17 protein-coding genes and 1 pseudogene are annotated in these 16,863 nt (G+C 73.4%); 16 read left to right on the forward strand and 2 right to left on the reverse strand.

Translation table 11 applies throughout. From position 1 onward, the window contains the following. Window positions 1–144: 144 nt before the first annotated feature. Window positions 145–519, reverse strand: a complete 375-nt coding sequence (locus VR45_RS19515) for a S4 domain-containing protein (protein WP_030395982.1) — start codon at window positions 517–519, stop codon at window positions 145–147. 31 nt (window positions 520–550) lie between these two features. After that, a complete protein-coding gene (locus VR45_RS19520) occupies window positions 551–955 on the reverse strand; it encodes a VOC family protein (protein ID WP_045941080.1) in 405 nt (134 codons plus the stop codon). Window positions 956–1,060: 105 nt separating this feature from the next. Between VR45_RS19520 and VR45_RS19525 the strand changes: the two genes are divergently transcribed. The 16 genes and pseudogenes from VR45_RS19525 to cbiE all read left to right on the forward strand — a co-directional run. After that, a complete protein-coding gene (locus VR45_RS19525; protein ID WP_045941081.1) occupies window positions 1,061–2,287 on the forward strand; it encodes a methyltransferase in 1,227 nt (408 codons plus the stop codon). A 147-nt stretch (window positions 2,288–2,434) separates the two neighbouring features. Further along, window positions 2,435–3,463: an N-acetyl-gamma-glutamyl-phosphate reductase gene (gene argC / locus VR45_RS19530; RefSeq protein ID WP_045941082.1), complete on the forward strand. Its 1,029-nt coding sequence runs from the start codon at window positions 2,435–2,437 to the stop codon at window positions 3,461–3,463. 14 nt (window positions 3,464–3,477) lie between these two features. Then, window positions 3,478–4,632 carry a bifunctional glutamate N-acetyltransferase/amino-acid acetyltransferase ArgJ gene (argJ, locus tag VR45_RS19535; RefSeq protein ID WP_045941092.1) on the forward strand — a complete coding sequence of 385 codons (1,155 nt, stop codon included), beginning with the start codon at window positions 3,478–3,480 and terminating at the stop codon, window positions 4,630–4,632. Window positions 4,633–4,751: 119 nt separating this feature from the next. Then, the gene (argB, locus tag VR45_RS19540; protein ID WP_045941093.1) at window positions 4,752–5,627 is read left to right on the forward strand and encodes an acetylglutamate kinase; all 876 of its coding nucleotides are present in this window, start codon (window positions 4,752–4,754) and stop codon (window positions 5,625–5,627) included. Continuing rightward, complete coding sequence (locus tag VR45_RS19545) at window positions 5,624–6,832, forward strand: acetylornithine transaminase (protein WP_045941083.1); 1,209 nt, start codon at window positions 5,624–5,626, stop codon at window positions 6,830–6,832. The genes argB and VR45_RS19545 overlap by 4 nt, the downstream gene beginning before the upstream one ends. A gap of 17 nt (window positions 6,833–6,849) precedes the next feature. Beyond that, a complete protein-coding gene (locus tag VR45_RS19550) occupies window positions 6,850–7,398 on the forward strand; it encodes an arginine repressor (protein ID WP_030395991.1) in 549 nt (182 codons plus the stop codon). A 172-nt stretch (window positions 7,399–7,570) separates the two neighbouring features. After that, window positions 7,571–8,764, forward strand: a complete 1,194-nt coding sequence (locus tag VR45_RS19555) for an argininosuccinate synthase (RefSeq protein WP_045941084.1) — start codon at window positions 7,571–7,573, stop codon at window positions 8,762–8,764. 92 nt (window positions 8,765–8,856) lie between these two features. Then, on the forward strand, window positions 8,857–10,290 hold the full coding sequence (gene argH / locus VR45_RS19560) for an argininosuccinate lyase (RefSeq protein ID WP_045941085.1): 1,434 nt from the start codon (window positions 8,857–8,859) through the stop codon (window positions 10,288–10,290). 119 nt (window positions 10,291–10,409) lie between these two features. Continuing rightward, window positions 10,410–10,673, forward strand: a complete 264-nt coding sequence (locus VR45_RS47040; RefSeq protein ID WP_159394269.1) for a hypothetical protein — start codon at window positions 10,410–10,412, stop codon at window positions 10,671–10,673. Window positions 10,674–10,682: 9 nt separating this feature from the next. Beyond that, a complete protein-coding gene (locus tag VR45_RS47045; protein WP_159394270.1) occupies window positions 10,683–10,847 on the forward strand; it encodes a hypothetical protein in 165 nt (54 codons plus the stop codon). 231 nt (window positions 10,848–11,078) lie between these two features. Further along, window positions 11,079–11,579: a GNAT family N-acetyltransferase gene (locus tag VR45_RS19565; protein WP_045941086.1), complete on the forward strand. Its 501-nt coding sequence runs from the start codon at window positions 11,079–11,081 to the stop codon at window positions 11,577–11,579. A gap of 557 nt (window positions 11,580–12,136) precedes the next feature. After that, on the forward strand, window positions 12,137–13,162 hold the full coding sequence (locus VR45_RS19570) for an ATP-binding cassette domain-containing protein (protein WP_045941087.1): 1,026 nt from the start codon (window positions 12,137–12,139) through the stop codon (window positions 13,160–13,162). Next, on the forward strand, window positions 13,159–13,878 hold the full coding sequence (locus tag VR45_RS19575; protein WP_045941088.1) for a methionine ABC transporter permease: 720 nt from the start codon (window positions 13,159–13,161) through the stop codon (window positions 13,876–13,878). The genes VR45_RS19570 and VR45_RS19575 overlap by 4 nt, the downstream gene beginning before the upstream one ends. 100 nt (window positions 13,879–13,978) lie before the next feature. Continuing rightward, window positions 13,979–14,806 carry a MetQ/NlpA family ABC transporter substrate-binding protein gene (locus VR45_RS19580; RefSeq protein ID WP_045941089.1) on the forward strand — a complete coding sequence of 276 codons (828 nt, stop codon included), beginning with the start codon at window positions 13,979–13,981 and terminating at the stop codon, window positions 14,804–14,806. Window positions 14,807–15,015: 209 nt separating this feature from the next. Further along, window positions 15,016–15,516 (forward strand): annotated as a pseudogene (locus VR45_RS48765) (GNAT family N-acetyltransferase); the annotation flags it as partial. A 478-nt stretch (window positions 15,517–15,994) separates the two neighbouring features. Further along, on the forward strand, window positions 15,995–16,863 hold an 869-nt coding region (gene cbiE, locus VR45_RS19590), incomplete at its 3' end, for a precorrin-6y C5,15-methyltransferase (decarboxylating) subunit CbiE (protein WP_045941091.1).

A 16,863-nucleotide genomic window follows, 5' to 3' on the forward strand; every position in this document is an offset into this window, starting at 1 on the left:
CGTCCCCACCGCGGACCTCCCCGCCGGCTGGCAGGACGTCTCCGCCTACGCCGGCGTCGCCGTCAAGAACTGAGCCGGGGTCAGGCAGGAGCGCGACGGAGCGGCGGCCCGGGGCCGGGCGGACCACCCGGCCCCGGGCCGCTGTCAGCGGCCGCGCAGGCCGTCCATGTCGCGGCGGTCGCGCTTGGTGGGGCGGCCGGCGCCGCGGTCGCGCAGGCCGGGGGCGGCGACGAACTCCCGGGCCGGGCGCGGCGGGCTGTTGTCCACCAGGCAGTCGGCCGCGACCTCGGCGCCGACCCGCTTGCGGATGAGCTTGCGCACCACGACGACCCGCTCCCACCCTTCCTGGCGCACCCGGACCTCGTCGCCCGGCTTCACCGCCTGCGCCGGCTTGGCCCGTTCGCCGTTCACCCGCACGTGCCCGGCCTTGCAGGCCGCCGCGGCGGCCGACCGCGTCTTCGCCAGCCGGACCGACCAGATCCAGCTGTCCACCCGGACGTTTCCCTCGTTCTCGACCATCCTTCGAGCTTAGGGCTGCGGGATCCGGTGCTCAGCGGCGGCCGGGGGCCTCCTGGACGGCCCAGGCGTTGCCGTCCGGGTCGTTGAAGAAGACGAAGGAGTTCCACACCTCGCCGCGGCCGTCCACCCGGTTCCCGGCCTCGAAGTGCTGCACCGGGCTCACTTCGACGCCGCGGGCCAGCAGCTCCTTGTAGGCGCGGTCGATGTCCGGCACCACGAGCTGGAGCCCCTTCACCGAGCCGGCCGGGGCGTCGGTCAGGTCGGTGCCCAGCACGATCGAGCAGCCGGAGCCGGGCGGCGTCAGCTGCACCACCCGCAGGCCGTCCCGGATCCGGGTGTCGTGGTCGACGGTGAAACCGGCCTGTTCCTCGTAGAAGGTCTTGGCCCGGTCGACGTCCGCCACCGGGACCACCACCACTTCCAGCTTCCAGTCCATGGCCTCGTGCCTTCCCTCGGGACCCCTAGGGTCCTTCCAGTATCGGCCGGGGTCCCGGCCCGTGCCCGGTACGGGCGGTCGGGCGGTCGGCTAGCCTGGGCCACGATGAACCGCCTCGCCGAACCGGCCGCCCCGACTCCTTTCCCGACTCCCTGGGGGGCCCTCGGCCTCACCCGCTTCCCGGAGGATCCGCGCGAGCGGCTGCGCGCCTGGGACGCCGCCGACGAGTACCTGCTGCGGCACCTGGCCGGCGAGGCCGACTCGGCCGGGGGCCGGGCCACCGCCCTGGCCGGCCGCGCCGTCACCGTCCTCGGCGACCGCTGGGGCGCGCTCACCACGGCGCTCGCCACGGTGCCGGGCCCCGCGGCCCCGCCCGCCGCGGTCACCCAGATCAGCGACTCGCACCTCGCCCAGCGCGCCACCCTCGCCAACCTCGCCCGGGCCGGCGCCGACCCCGCCGCCGCCCGGCTGCTGACCACCCGCGACACCCCGCCCGAGCGGATCGACGTCCTGCTGGTGCGGGTCCCGAAGAGCCTCGCCCTGCTGGAGGACCAGCTGCACCGGCTCGCCCCGGCCCTCCACCCGGAGACGGTCGTGCTCGGCACCGGCATGGTCACCGAGATCCACACCTCCACCCTGCGGCTCTTCGAGCGGATCCTCGGCCCGACCCGCACCTCGCTCGCGGTCCGCAAGGCCCGGCTGATCCTCTGCACCCCGGACCGGGCGCTCGACCCCGGCCCCAACCCGTGGCCGCACCGCTACGCCCTGCCCGGCGACATCGGCGCCGTCTCGGGCCGCACCGTCACCAACCACGCCGGCACCTTCTGCGCCGACCGCCTGGACATCGGCACCCGCTTCCTGCTCGCCCACCTGCCGACCGCCGCCCCGGGCGCCCGGGTGGTGGACCTCGGCTGCGGCAACGGCGTGGTGGGCACCGCCGCCGCGCTGGCCACCCCCGGGGCCGAGCTGCTCTTCGTCGACGAGTCGCACCAGGCGGTGGCCTCCGCCGAGGAGACCTTCCGCGCCAACCTCGGCCCGGACGCCCGGGCGGAGTTCCGCACCGCCGACGCGCTCGCCGACGCGGACGTGCCGGCCGGCTCGGTGGACCTCGTCCTCAACAACCCGCCGTTCCACTCCCACCAGGCCACCACCGACGCCACCGCCTGGCGGATGTTCACCGGCGCCCGCCGCGCCCTGCGCCCCGGCGGCGAACTCTGGGTGGTCGGCAACCGCCATCTCGACTACCACGTCAAGCTCCGCCGGCTGTTCGGCAACTGCCGGACGGTCGCGGGCAATCCGAAGTTCGTGGTGCTGAAGGCCGTCAAGCGCTGAGGCCCGTCCGCCGCTGAGGCCCGCCCGCCGTCCACTGCCGAGGCCCGCCCGCCGGGCGCCACGCCCGTCCCGGGGCGGGTCGGCCGGAACTCCTTGCATGAATGTTCGGTGCTGCGTATATTCATGCCTCGACAAAGGAGGAACGCCATGGCATTGCGAGTCGCCGTCGCCGGCGCGAGCGGGTACGCGGGCGGTGAGGTGCTGCGCCTGCTGCTCGGCCACCCGGAGGTCGAGATCGGGGCGCTGACCGGCGGCTCCAACGCGGGCACCGCGCTGGGACTGCTCCAGCCGCACCTCCCGGCGTTGGCCGGCCGGATCCTGGAGCCCACCACCCCGGAGGTGCTGGCCGACCACGACGTGGTCTTCCTGGCGCTGCCGCACGGACAGTCCGCCGCCGTGGCCGAGGCCCTCGGCGAGAACGTCCTGGTCGTCGACTGCGGCGCCGACTTCCGGCTCAAGGCAGCCTCCGACTGGGAGCAGTTCTACGGCTCGGCGCACGCCGGCACCTGGCCCTACGGCCTGCCCGAGCTGCCCGGCCACCGCGACGCGCTCAAGGGCGTCAACCGGATCGCCGTCCCCGGCTGCTACCCGACGGCCGTCTCGCTGGCGCTGTTCCCCGCCTACGCGGCCGGCCTCGCCGAGCCCGAGGCGGTGGTGGTCGCCGCCTCCGGCACCTCCGGCGCCGGCAAGGCCGCCAAGACCCACCTGCTCGGCAGCGAGGTGATGGGCAGCGTCAGCGCCTACGGCGTCGGCGGCGTCCACCGGCACACCCCGGAGATGGCCCAGAACCTCACCCCGCTCGCGGGCGAGCCGGTCAGCGTCTCCTTCACCCCCACCCTGGTCCCGATGCCGCGCGGCATCCTCGCCACCTGCTCCGCGAAGGCCAGGCCGGGGGTGGGCGCCGAGGAACTGCGCGCCGCCTACGCCGAGGCGTACGCGGACGAGCCGTTCGTCCACCTGCTCCCCGCCGGGCAGTGGCCGCAGACCAGCAGCGTCTACGGCGCCAACACCGCGCTGGTGCAGGTCGCCCTGGACGCGGCCGCCGGGCGGATCGTGGCGATCAGCGCGATCGACAACCTGGTCAAGGGCACCGCCGGCGGCGCGGTGCAGAGCATGAACATCGCCCTCGGCCTGCCCGAGGAGCTCGGCCTTCCCGTGAACGGAGTCGCACCGTGACGAACCACCAGAACATCGGCGTGACCGCTGCCCGGGGCTTCCGGGCCGCCGGCGTCACCGCCGGGATCAAGGCCTCCGGCACCCCGGACCTCGCCCTGGTCGTCAACGACGGCCCCTCGCTGGCCGCGGCCGGCGTCTTCACCGCCAACCGGGTCAAGGCCGCCCCCGTGCTCTGGTCCGAGCAGGTCCTCAAGGGCGGCACGGTCTCCGCCGTCGTCCTCAACTCCGGTGGCGCCAACGCCTGCACCGGCCCGCTGGGCTTCCAGGACACCCACGCCACCGCCGAGAAGGCCGCCGAGGAGCTGAAGCTCAGCGCCGGCGAGGTCGCCGTCGCCTCCACCGGCCTGATCGGCGTCCGGCTGCCGATGGACCTCCTGCTGCCCGGTGTCGCCACCGCCGCCGCCGCGCTCGACGCCGCCGGCGGCGAGGCCGCCGCGATCGCCATCAAGACCACCGACACCGTCCACAAGACCGCCCAGGTCACCAGCCCGGCCGGCTGGACGGTCGGCGGCATGGCCAAGGGGGCCGGCATGCTCGCCCCGGGCCTCGCCACCATGCTGGTCGTGCTCACCACCGACGCCGACGCCGACGCGGCCGCCCTGGACACCGCGCTGCGCGCCGCCACCCGCACCACCTTCGACCGGATCGACTCCGACGGCTGCATGTCGACCAACGACACCGTGCTGCTGCTCGCCTCCGGCGCCAGCGGCACCGTCCCGGACCCGGCCGAGTTCGACGAGGCGGTGCGCGCGGTCTGCGCCGACCTCGCCCGGCAGCTGATCGGCGACTCCGAGGGTGCGAGCAAGGACATCCGGATCGACGTCACCGGCGCCGCCACCGAGGACGAGGCCGTCGGCGTCGCCCGGGTGATCGGCCGCAACAACCTGCTCAAGTGCGCCATCCACGGCGAGGACCCCAACTGGGGCCGGGTGCTGGCCGCGATCGGCACCACCGACGCCGCCTTCGACCCGGACCGGCTCGATGTCGCGATCAACGGCGTCTGGGTGTGCCGCGACGGCAGCGTGGGGGAGGACCGGGACCTGGTCGACATGACCGGCCGCGAGGTCGTGATCACCGCGAACCTCAACGCCGGCGGGGCCGCCGCCACCCTGTGGACCAACGACCTCACCGCCGACTACGTGCACGAGAACAGCGCCTACTCCACCTGACGGCGGGCCGGTCCGCCGGCCGACCGTCCGACCGCCGCCACCCGAGCCGGGGGACCAGAACCGTGAAGATCGCACCCAAGGGCGAACAGGCCCGGAACAACACCGCGTTGCCCAAGGCCATGACGCTCATCGAGGCCCTGCCGTGGCTGGAGCGCTTCCACGGCAAGACCGTCGTCATCAAGTTCGGCGGCAACGCCATGGTCGACGACGAGCTCAAGGCCGCCTTCGCCGCGGACGTCGTCTTCCTGCGCTTCGCCGGGCTGCACCCCGTCGTGGTGCACGGCGGCGGCCCGCAGATCAGCGCCCAGCTCGACCGGCTCGGCCTGGAGTCCTCGTTCACCAACGGCCTGCGGGTCACCACCCCGGAGACCATGGACGTGGTCCGGATGGTGCTCGCCGGCCAGGTGCAGCGGGAGCTGGTCGGCCTGCTCAACGAGCACGGCCCGTTCGCGGTCGGCATGACCGGCGAGGACGCCCACACCATGACCGCGGTCAAGCGGTACGCGGTCGTCGACGGCGAGTCGGTCGACATCGGCCTGGTCGGCGACATCGTCAACGTCGAGGCGGGCGCGGTGAAGGCGCTGATCGCGGACGGCCGGATCCCGGTGGTCTCCTCGATCGCCCGCGGCACCGACGGCCACGTCTACAACATCAACGCCGACACCGCCGCGTCCGCCCTCGCGGTCGCCCTCGGCGCCGAGATGCTCGTCGTGCTGACCGACGTCGAGGGCCTCTACAAGGACTGGCCGAACTCGGACGACGTGATCAGCCAGCTGGACGCCACCGAGCTGGAGGAGCTGCTGCCGGGCCTCGCCTCCGGCATGGTGCCCAAGATGGAGGGCTGCCTGAACGCCGTCCGCTCGGGCGTCGGCACCGCCCGCGTGCTGGACGGCCGGGTGCCGCACAGCCTGCTGCTGGAGATCTTCACCGACGAGGGCATCGGCACCATGGTCGTGCCCGCCGACGAAACGACCGTGACCGGGGGACTCGCATGACTTCCAACGCCCAGCTGACCGAGCGGTGGCAGCACGCCTTCACCGACAACTACGGCACCCCGCGGATCCCGCTGGTCCGCGGCGAGGGCAGCACCCTCTGGGACGCCGACGGCAAGGCCTACACCGACCTGCTCGGCGGCATCGCGGTCAACGCCCTCGGCACCGCCCACCCGGCCGTGGTCGAGGCCGTGAGCCGGCAGATCGCCACCCTCGGCCACATCTCCAACCTGTTCCTGGCCGAGCCCACCGTCGCCCTCGCCGAACGGCTGCTGGAACTCGACGGGCGCCCCGGGCGGGTGTTCTTCTGCAACTCCGGCGCCGAGGCCAACGAGGCCGCCTTCAAGATCTCCCGCCGGACCGGCCGCACCCACCTGGTCGCCCTGGAGGGCGCCTTCCACGGCCGCACCATGGGCGCCCTCGCGCTCACCGGCCAGCCCGCCAAGCAGGAGCCGTTCCGCCCGCTGCCCGGCGACGTCACCCACGTCCCGTTCGGCGACGTGGAGGCGCTGCGCGCGGCCGTCACCACCGACACGGCCGCCGTCTTCCTGGAGCCGATCCAGGGCGAGAACGGCGCCGTCCCGCTGCCCGACGGCTATCTGCGGGCCGCCCGCGAGATCACCCGCGCCACCGGCACCCTGCTCGTCCTCGACGAGATCCAGACCGGCGTCGGCCGCACCGGCCACTGGTTCGCCCACCAGGCCGTCGAGGGCGTCGAACCGGATGTCGTCACGCTCGCCAAGGCGCTCGGCGGCGGCCTGCCGATCGGCGCCGTGCTCGCCTTCGGCGAGGCCGCCGAACTGCTCACCCCGGGCCAGCACGGCACCACCTTCGGCGGCAACCCGGTGGTCGCGGCGGCCGCGCTCGCGGTGCTGGACACCATCGGCTCCGAGGGCCTGCTGGAGCACGCCCACAAGATCGGCGAGCGGCTGCGGCACGGCGTCGAGGCGATCGGCGACCCGCTGGTCTCGCACGTGCGCGGGGCCGGGCTGCTGCTCGGCATCGTGCTCACCGCCCCGGTCTCCGCGAAGGTGCAGGCGGGCCTCCAGGAGGCCGGCTTCCTGGTGAACGCCGCGGTGCCGGACGCGGTGCGGCTGGCGCCGCCGCTGGTGCTCACCGAGCAGGAGGCGGACGCGTTCCTCGCCGCGCTGCCGGCCGTGCTGCGGTCGGTGCGCGCGGACGCCCCGGACGATGCGAACCGAGCGTAGTCCGGGAGAATAATCACATGACCGTTCCCCACTCCGGCCAGCCCGCCGCCGGCCCGACGCCGCAGGTCCCGCAGACCCGCACCGCGCGCCACCGGCGGATCGTGGACCTGCTCACCCGCCAGCCCGTGCGCTCGCAGAGCCAGCTCGCCAAGCTGCTCGCCGACGACGGACTCGTGGTCACCCAGGCCACCCTCTCCCGGGACCTGGACGAGCTGGGTGCGGTGAAGATCCGCAACCGGGACGGCGCGCTCATCTACGCCGTCCCGGCCGAGGGCGGCGACCGCACCCCGCGCGCGCCGATGGGGGAGTCCGCCACCGAGGGCCGGATGGCCCGGCTGGCCGGCGAGCTCATGGTCTCCGCGACCGCCTCCGGCAACCTGGTGGTGCTGCGCACCCCGCCCGGCGCGGCGCAGTTCCTGGCCTCGGCGATCGACCAGGCCGAGGTGTTCGAGATCATCGGCACCATCGCCGGCGACGACACCGTCCTGCTGATCAGCCGCGACCCGGCCGGCGGCCAGGCCCTCGCCGACCACCTCATGCAGCTCGCCCAGGCGAAGGCGCAGTAGCCCCCGGCTCAGCGCCGCACAGCCCCCGCACCCGTCCTGTGGGCCCGGTCACGACCGGGCCCACAGGCGTATCCGGAACCCACCCGGCCATGGGTTTTGAGTTTCATACGGAGTAGTGCATACTTATGCCTATCGCCGTAAGCCTGTTCGCACAGTTGTGAAGGAGAAAGCCGTGACCGAGCGCGTCGTACTCGCCTACTCGGGCGGTCTGGACACGTCCGTCTGCATCGGCTGGATCGCCGAGGAGACGGGCGCCGAGGTCATCGCCGTCGCCGTCGACGTCGGCCAGGGCGGCGAGGACCTGGACGTCATCCGTCAGCGGGCGCTGGACTGCGGCGCCGTCGAGGCCGAGGTCGCCGACGCCCGCGACGAGTTCGCCGACGAGTACTGCCTCCCGGCCGTCAAGGCCAACGCCCTCTACCAGGGCCAGTACCCGCTGGTGTCCGCCCTCTCCCGGCCGGTCATCGTCAAGCACCTGGTGGCCGCCGCCCAGAAGCACGGCGCCACCACCGTCGCCCACGGCTGCACCGGCAAGGGCAACGACCAGGTCCGCTTCGAGGTCGGCATCAACTCGCTGGCCCCGGGCCTCAAGTGCATCGCCCCGGTCCGCGACTACGCGATGACCCGGGACAAGGCCATCGCCTTCGCCGAGGCCAAGGGCCTGCCGATCGCCACCACCAAGAAGTCCCCGTACTCGATCGACCAGAACGTCTTCGGCCGGGCTGTCGAGACCGGCTTCCTCGAGGACATCTGGAACGCCCCGATCGAGGACGTCTACGAGTACACCCAGGACCCCGCCACCGCGCGCGAGGCCGACGAGGTGGTCATCACCTTCGACGCCGGCGTCCCGGTCGCGATCGACGGCCGCAAGGTCACCGTCCTCCAGGCGATCGAGGAGCTCAACAAGCGCGCCGGCGCCCAGGGCGTCGGCCGGCTCGACATGGTCGAGGACCGCCTCGTCGGCATCAAGTCCCGGGAGATCTACGAGGCCCCCGGCGCGATCGCCCTGATCACCGCCCACCAGGCGCTGGAGAACGTCACCGTCGAGCGCGAACTCGCCCGCTACAAGCGGCAGGTCGAGCAGCGCTGGGCCGAACTGGTCTACGACGGCCTGTGGTTCTCCCCGCTCAAGCGCGCCCTCGACGGCTTCGTCAACGAGGCCAACCAGCACGTCTCCGGCGACATCCGGATCGTCCTGCACGGCGGCCGGGCCGTCGTCAATGGCCGCAAGTCCGACCAGTCGCTGTACGACTTCAACCTCGCCACCTACGACACCGGCGACACCTTCGACCAGTCGATGTCCAAGGGCTTCATCGAGATCTTCGGCCTCTCCTCGAAGATCGCCGCCCGCCGCGACCTGGGCTGAGCCGCCCCGGACCCCGGCCGCGCCCCGTTCCCGCGGGGCCGGCCGGGGGCCACCCCCGCCCCCCCTTCCCGCACGTCCGTAAGGAGCCAGCGATGTCCGCCGACCAGACCGCCACCGGTGGCGACGTCCGCCTCTGGGGCGCCCGCTTCGCCGACGGCCCCTCCGAGGCCCTGGCCAGGCTCTCCGCCTCGGTGCACTTCGACTGGCGGCTCGCCCCCTACGACATCGCCGGCTCCAAGGCCCACGCCCGCGCCCTGCACAAGGCCGGCCTGCTCACCGCCGACGAACTCGCCGCCATGCACGACGGGCTCGACCGGCTGCTCGCCGACGTCGAGGCCGGCACCTTCACCGGCACCGTCGCCGACGAGGACGTCCACACCGCCCTGGAACGCGGCCTGCTGGAGCGCCTCGGCCCCGACCTCGGCGGCAAGCTGCGGGCCGGACGCTCCCGCAACGACCAGATCGCCACCCTCTTCCGGATGTACCTGCGGGACCACGCGAAGACCATCGGCGGCCTGCTGCTCGACCTCCAGCACGCCCTGGTCGGCCTCGCCGAGGCCCACCCGGACACCGCGATGCCGGGCCGTACCCACCTCCAGCACGCCCAGCCCGTGCTCTTCGCCCACCACGTCCTCGCGCACGTGCAGGCCCTCGGCCGGGACGCCGAGCGGCTGCGCCAGTGGGACGTCCGCACCGCCGTCTCCCCCTACGGCTCCGGGGCACTGGCCGGCTCCTCGCTCGGCCTCGACCCGGAGGCCGTCGCCGCCGACCTCGGCTTCGAGGGCGGCTCGGTCGGCAACTCCGTCGACGGCACCGCCTCGCGCGACTTCGTCGCCGAATTCGCCTTCGTCACCGCGATGATCGGGATCAACCTGTCCCGGATCGCGGAGGAGGTGATCATCTGGAACACCAAGGAGTTCGGCTTCATCACGCTGCACGACGCCTTCTCCACCGGCTCGTCGATCATGCCGCAGAAGAAGAACCCCGACATCGCCGAACTCGCCCGCGGCAAGTCCGGCCGGCTCATCGGCAACCTCACCGGCCTGCTCGCCACCCTCAAGGCCCTCCCGCTCGCCTACAACCGCGACCTCCAGGAGGACAAGGAGCCGGTCTTCGACTCCTGCGACACCCTCGAAGTCCTGCTGCCCGCCTTCACCGGCATGATGGCCACCCTCACCGTCCACCGCGAGCGGCTGGAGGAACTCGCCCCGGCCGGCTTCTCCCTCGCCACCGACATCGCCGAATGGCTGGTCAAGCAGGGCGTGCCGTTCCGGGTCGCGCACGAGGTCGCCGGAGCCTGCGTCAAGGAGTGCGAGGCGCACGGCATCGAACTCGCCGACCTGACGGACGAGCAGTTCGCCGCCATCTCCGGACACCTCACCCCCGAGGTGCGGTCGGTGCTCAACGTCCACGGCGCCATCGCCTCCCGCAACGGCCGCGGCGGCACCGCGCCCAGCGCCGTCGCCGTCCAGCTCGGCGAGATCAAGGCCGACCTCGCCGCCCAGCAGGAGTGGGTGACGGGCTGACCGGCCCCCCACCACCCACCGTCCGGGAGGGGCGCGGCGGTACTCCGCCGCGCCCCTCCCGTCCGTATGCGACCGGCCGCCCGTAACCGGGACGGCCCCCACCCGGTCAAGCACGGTATGTGCACCGCCCTGCCGTCCGTCCCCTCCGCCGAGGACGAGGTCCTCGCCGAGCTGCGTCGCCGCCGCGTCCGCGAGGCCGTCGCCGCCCTGCCCCCGCGCCCGGGCGCTGCCCGCAACTGGTCGCCGCCCTCGCCGAGGATCCGCCGCCGACCTACCGCGAGCTCTCCCACCGCCTCGGCATGCCGCGCGGCTCCATCGGCCCCACCCGGGCCCGCTGCCTGGCCTGCCTGCGCGTCCTGCTGCACGCCGAGCGCTACGCCTGAGCGGCGGCCGTGCTCCCCCCGGCCCGCGCCCCGCCGCCCGTCCCGGCCGCCCCGCGCTGCTCCCGCCCGGTCCTCGCCCGGCTCCCGGCCGCCCCCGTCCTGCTCCCGCCCGGCCCCGTCCCGCCGGGCGTGACCCTCGCCACGTCCGGCGGCCACGAGGTTGAGATCAGCTGACACCCGGGTAAGGCGCTGGCGAACGCGGCTCTTGACGGTGGCGCGCCGGCTCGGATACTGACCGTGAGCGCGCCGCCGCCGACACGGCCCCACCAGGGCCGTGCGGGCTGGTACGTTCGTGCGCCACCCCCGGTCTGGGCGGATCCCCGGCCGGGACACCCTCCGGCAGCCAACCGGTGCGACACCCTCACCTCTCGCGCGCCGGGTACAACGATGGGGAGGCCCCCGCACATGGGCATGAGCGTGATCATTTCGACCGCCGGGACGGACGACGCGGAGCAGATCCTCAAGCTCCAGTACCTCGGCTACCAGAGCGAGGCCGAGCTCTACGGGGACTGGGCCATCGAGCCGCTGACCCAGACCCTGGAGAGCCTGCGCGAAGAGCTGACCGAGCGGCACGTGCTCGTCGCCCGCCTCGGCGACGAGATCGTCGGCACCGTCCGGGGCCACCTCGGCCCCGACGGCGTCGGCCGGATAGGGCGTCTGGTCGTCCACCCCCGGATGCAGCGCCACGGCCTGGGCGGCCGGCTGCTGGAGGCGCTGGAGCGCCGCCTCGCCGCGGAGGGCGCGGTGAACTCCTACCGACTCTTCACCGGCCACCGCAGCCTCGGCAACCTGCGCCTCTACGCCCGACTCGGCTACCGCCAGACCACCGTCGAACAGATCAGCGGCCGGATCACCCTGGTGCACCTGGAGAAGTCCGCCGCGGCCCCGCTCGCCGCCACCGCCTGAAGCCCCGGCCCGCCCCGCGCGGGCCCGCCGGAACCGGCGCCGCCATCATTCGGACTCCCGAAGGCGGCGCCGGTCGCCGTTCGCGCAGCTCAACGCGATGAGTGTCCGCATTGCGGACGCCGTTGCGAAATAATTGGGACCTCTCCGAACCATCTGATTTACTGGCTCACATGACTGCGACGACGAAATGGACCCCCACCGGCACCCCGCCGGCAGGTGAGAGCGCCATGTGCCGTCGAATGTGTCACCGCTGAGGGCCACCGCCCCCGGCACCCGCTGAGAGTGCCTCTCCTCGCGCCCCGAAGCGAGAACCCCGGCGTCGTTCCCGTCCGTGCGGACGCGCCCATCCTGCCGCACCCCCCTTCTTCGGCCTGCCCGCACACCCGCGGGCAGTCCGCTGACTCGTAAGGGCCACGCCGTCGCGCGGCCCGGCCGCCCAGCGGCGACGATCAAGGGGTGGCAGGTCCGGATCCCCCCGGCGCGACGCCGTTCCCGGCGCCGACCGCACGGCGCTGCGGCCTCCGCACGCCGCCCGCCCCCGACCCACGGAAGCAGCTGTGATCACCACCACGGACCTCACCAAGGTCTACCGATCCCGCGGCCGCGAGGTGACCGCCCTCGCGGGCGTCGACCTCCACGTCCGCCCCGGCGAGGTCTACGGAGTCGTCGGCACCAGCGGCGCCGGCAAGTCCACCCTCATCCGCTGCGTCAACATGCTCGAGCGCCCCAGCTCCGGCACCGTCACCGTGGACGGCGTCGAACTCACCGCCCTCGCCGGCGGCGAGAACCGCGCCGGCAAGGACCTCCGCGAAGCCCGCCGCCGCATCGGCATGGTCTTCCAGCACTTCAACCTGCTGTCCTCCCGCACCGTCCAGCAGAACGTCGAACTCCCGCTGGAGATCATCGGACTGGACCGCACCCAGCGCCGCCGCAAGGCCGCCGAACTGCTCGACCTCGTCGGCCTCACCGACAAGGCCCGCAGCTACCCCGGCCAGCTCTCCGGAGGCCAGAAGCAGCGCGTCGGCATCGCCCGCGCCCTCGCCGGCGACCCCAAGGTGCTGCTCTCCGACGAGGCCACCTCCGCGCTCGACCCCGAGACCACGCGCTCCATCCTCAAGCTGCTGCGCGACCTCAACGAACAGCTCGGCCTCACCGTCCTGCTCATCACCCACGAGATGGACGTCATCAAGTCCGTCTGCGACTCCGCCGCCCTGATGCGCGGCGGCCGGGTGGTCGAGTCCGGCGCGCTCACCGACCTGCTCGCCCGGCCCGGCTCCGAACTCGCCCGCGAACTCTTCCCGCTCAGCGAGTTCGGCACCGGACACCCCGGCGCCACCGTGCTGGAGATCACCTTCCAGGGCGACGCCCCGGCCCAGCCCTTCGTCTCCCAGCTCGCCCGCACCTACCAGATCGACATCAACATCCTCGGCGCCGCCGTCGAGACCATCGCCGGCCGCATGGTCGGCCGGATGCGCGTCGAACTGCCCGGCTCCCGGCACGACAACGTCGTGCCCATCGGCTTCCTGCGCGAACAGGGCCTCCAGGTGGACGTGCTCGAAACGGCGAACGGAGCGGCGGCATGACCTGGGACCAGATGCAGGAACTGATGTGGCCCGCCACCTGGGAGACCCTCCAGATGGTCGGAGTGTCGACCGTCTGCACCGTCCTCCTCGGACTCCCGCTCGGCGTGCTGCTCGTGCTCACCGCCAAGGGCGGCGCCCTCCAGAACCAGCCCGTCAACAAGGTGCTCGGCGCGGTCGTGAACCTCGCCCGCTCACTGCCGTTCATCATCCTGATGATCGCGCTGTTCTCCTTCACCCGCTGGCTGGTCGGCAACTCCCTCGGCTGGCAGGCCGCCACCGTCCCGCTGACCGTCGGCGCCATCCCCTTCTTCGCCCGGCTCGTGGAGACCAACGTCCGCGAGGTCGACCGCGGCCTCGTCGAAGCCGTCCAGGCGATGGGCGGCAGCACCTGGACCCTGGTCCGCAAGACGCTCGTCCCCGAAGCCCTCCCCGGCATCGTCGCCTCCGTCACCACCACCGTCATCGCCCTCATCGGCTACTCCGCGATGGCCGGCACCGTCGGCGGCGGCGGCCTCGGCGACCTCGCCTACCGCTACGGCTACCTGCGCTTCGAGACCGCCTTCATGTGGGTCATCGTCGCCGAGATCGCGATCATCGTCACCGTGATCCAGCTGGCCGGCGACTACGCCGTGCGACGGCTCGCCAACCGCGGCCGCGGCGGCGGCCGGACCAGGCTGCTGCGCCCCCGCGCCGACACCGACTTCGTCGCCTCCTAGACCTCGCGGGCCTCGTCCTCCCGTAGGCCTCTTCGAGTCCCAGACTTCCCCGTCCGATCCTCGGACGCGGCTCCCCGCAATACGCAGAAAGGCACTTTTCGTGCGCAACGCCCTGAAGTTCACCAGCGTCCTCGCCACCGCCGGCATCGCCCTCTCGCTGGCCGCCTGCGGCAGCAACGGCGACTCGGCCTCCTCGGACCCGAACGCGCCGCTCACCGTCGTCGCCAGCCCCACCCCGCACGGTCAGATCCTCAAGTACGTCAAGGACAACCTCGCGGACAAGGCCGGCCTCAAGCTCAACGTCAAGGAGGTCACCGACTACGTGACCCCCAACACGGCGGTGCAGGACGGCTCGGCCGACGCCAACTACTTCCAGCACGTGCCGTACCTGGAGGACTTCAACAAGAAGCGCGGCACCGACATCGTCTCCGTCGAGGCCGTGCACCTGGAGCCGCTGGGCGTCTACTCCAAGAAGGTCAAGGCGATCGCCGAACTGCCGGACGGCGCCACCATCGGCCTGCCCAACGACGCCACCAACGAGGGCCGCGCGCTCAAGCTGCTCGCCGACAACAAGCTCATCACCCTCAAGGACGGCGCCGGCACCGCCGCCACCCCCGCCGACGTCACGGGCAACCCGAAGAACTTCAAGTGGAAGGAGCTGGAGGCCGCCCAGCTGCCCCGCTCCATCGCCGACCTCGACGCCGCCGTCATCAACGGCAACTACGCGCTCGACTCCGGCCTCAAGCCCGCCACCGACGCGATCGTGCTGGAGAAGGCCGAGGGCAACCCCTACGCCAACATCCTCGCGGTCAAGAAGGGCAAGGAGAACGACCCGCGGGTCAAGAAGCTCGCCGAGCTGCTGCACTCCGCCGAGGTCAAGAAGTTCATCGACGACACCTTCCAGGGCTCCGTCATCCCGGCGTTCTGATCCCCGGAGCCTCCCGCTCCTGACCCGTCCCGCCGGACCACCGAACCGGGCCCCCGCCGCAACCAGGCGGGGGCCCGGTCGGGCAGTATGCACCAGTGACGGTCCGACAGACCCATTTCTGACGTACCGTCGTCCGGTCCGTGCACCGCGTGACCACCCGGCACCGGCGAGGCGTACGGTGTGTCCACGACCCGGCGAGGAGAGACGGCATGGCAGCGAGCTTCCCCGAGACCGCCATCAGCACCGAACGGCTGCTGCTGCGTCCGCTTGCGGAGGACGACGCCCCCGGCCTGGCCGACATGATGGCCGACGAACTCGTCCTGGCCTGGACCGACCACCCGTACCCCTACACCGAGGCCCACGCCCTCGACCTGGCCCGCAGCCTCGCACCCGCCCACCGCGCCACCGGCCGGGGCATCGTCCTCGCCGTCACCGAACACCTCACCCAGCGCCTGGTCGGCCTGGTCGAACTCCGCCACACCGACTGGCGGCTGCGCTCCACCGAGATCTCCTTCGTCACCGCCGCCTGGGCCCGCGGCGAGGGCTACGCCCCCGAGGCCGTCCTCGGCGTCGCCCAGTGGCTCTTCGAGGACCGGGGCTTCCTGCGCCTCGAACTGCGCACCGCCGCCGGGAACACCGCCGCCCAGCAGGTCGCCCAGAAGATCGGCGGCATCAGCGAGGGCGTTCTGCGCAGCGCCTGGATAGTGCGCGGCGAGTCCGGCGATCCCGCCTTCGGCAGGGCAGGGGACCGCCGGGGCCACGGCCTCCCGGAGCACGACCCCTCGGGCTACGACCCCTCGGGCTACGACCCCTCCGGCTACGACCCCTCCGGCTACGAGCCCTCGGGCTACTACCGTCGGGCCCCCGACCGTCCGGCCGTCGGCGAGAGCCGCAGCGACCTCATCCTGTGGAGCCTGCTCCCCGAGGACCTGGAGCCCCCCGAGGCCGCCGCCCCCGCCTGGGCCGGCGGCCACCGCTACGTGCTGCGCGACTGACCCGCACGACCGGCCCGCGCGGCAACCCGCACAATCGGCCCGCGCGACCGCCCGGCTGCCCTTCGGGGCCGGTCGGCGCGGACATGTGTACGAGATGTCCGCGCCGAGGGGATCACACCCGGTAGCCTCTCCACCGGCGCCGCACACGGGCGCCGCCTGTCGGCGCACGGATGGCGAGGGAGAACAGCCACAGATGGCTGACCGGATCACGGTCATCGGGTGGGACGGCACACCGCTCACCGAGGCCGCCGCCGCGGCCCTCGCCGCAGCCACCCTGGTGGCCGGCGCCCCCTACCAGCTCAAGGCCCTCCCGGTGCCGCCCGCCGCCGAACGCATCGCCCTCGGCAGCATCCAGCTCGCCGCCCGCCGGATCGCCGAACACCGCGGCGCCGCCGTCGTCATCGCCGAGGGGGACCCGGGCTTCTTCGGCGTCGTCCGCACCCTGCGCCGCCCCGAGTACGGCCTCGAACTCGAAGTCCTCCCCGCCGTCTCCTCCGTCGCCGCCGCCTTCGCCCGCGCCGGCATGCCCTGGGAGGACGCCCAGGTGGCCAGCGCGCACGGCGGCCGCCTGCGCCGCGCCGCCAACCTCTGCCGCGCCCACCCCAAGGTCGCCGTCCTCACCGCACCCGGCGCCGGCCCCGCCGAACTCGCCCTCATGCTCCGCGGCGTCCACCGCACCTTCGTCGTCTGCGAGGCCCTCGGCACCCCCGACGAGGACGTCACCGTCCTCACCTCCGACCGCGTCGCCGACCACATCTGGCGCGACCCCAGCGTCGTCCTCGTCATCGGCGGCAGCAGCGCCGGCGGCCCCGGCGGCGGACCCGCGAACGGCGCCGCCGGCGAGGCCGCCGGCTGGCTCGCCGGACGCCCCGTCGGCTACCCGGGACCGGACCGGGGCTGGGCCCTGCCCACCGACACCTACACCGGCACCGGACGCACCCCCACCGCACCCGGCGCGCCCGCCGACCCCGGCGCACCCGGCGCGACCGACACACTCCCGGCGCACGTCCGCGCGCTCGTGCTCGCCCGCCTGGGTGCCCGCCCCGGCGACCTCGTCTGGAC

This window comes from Streptomyces sp. NRRL S-495 (assembly GCF_000966955.1).
GTDB lineage: Bacteria > Actinomycetota > Actinomycetes > Streptomycetales > Streptomycetaceae > Kitasatospora > Kitasatospora purpeofusca.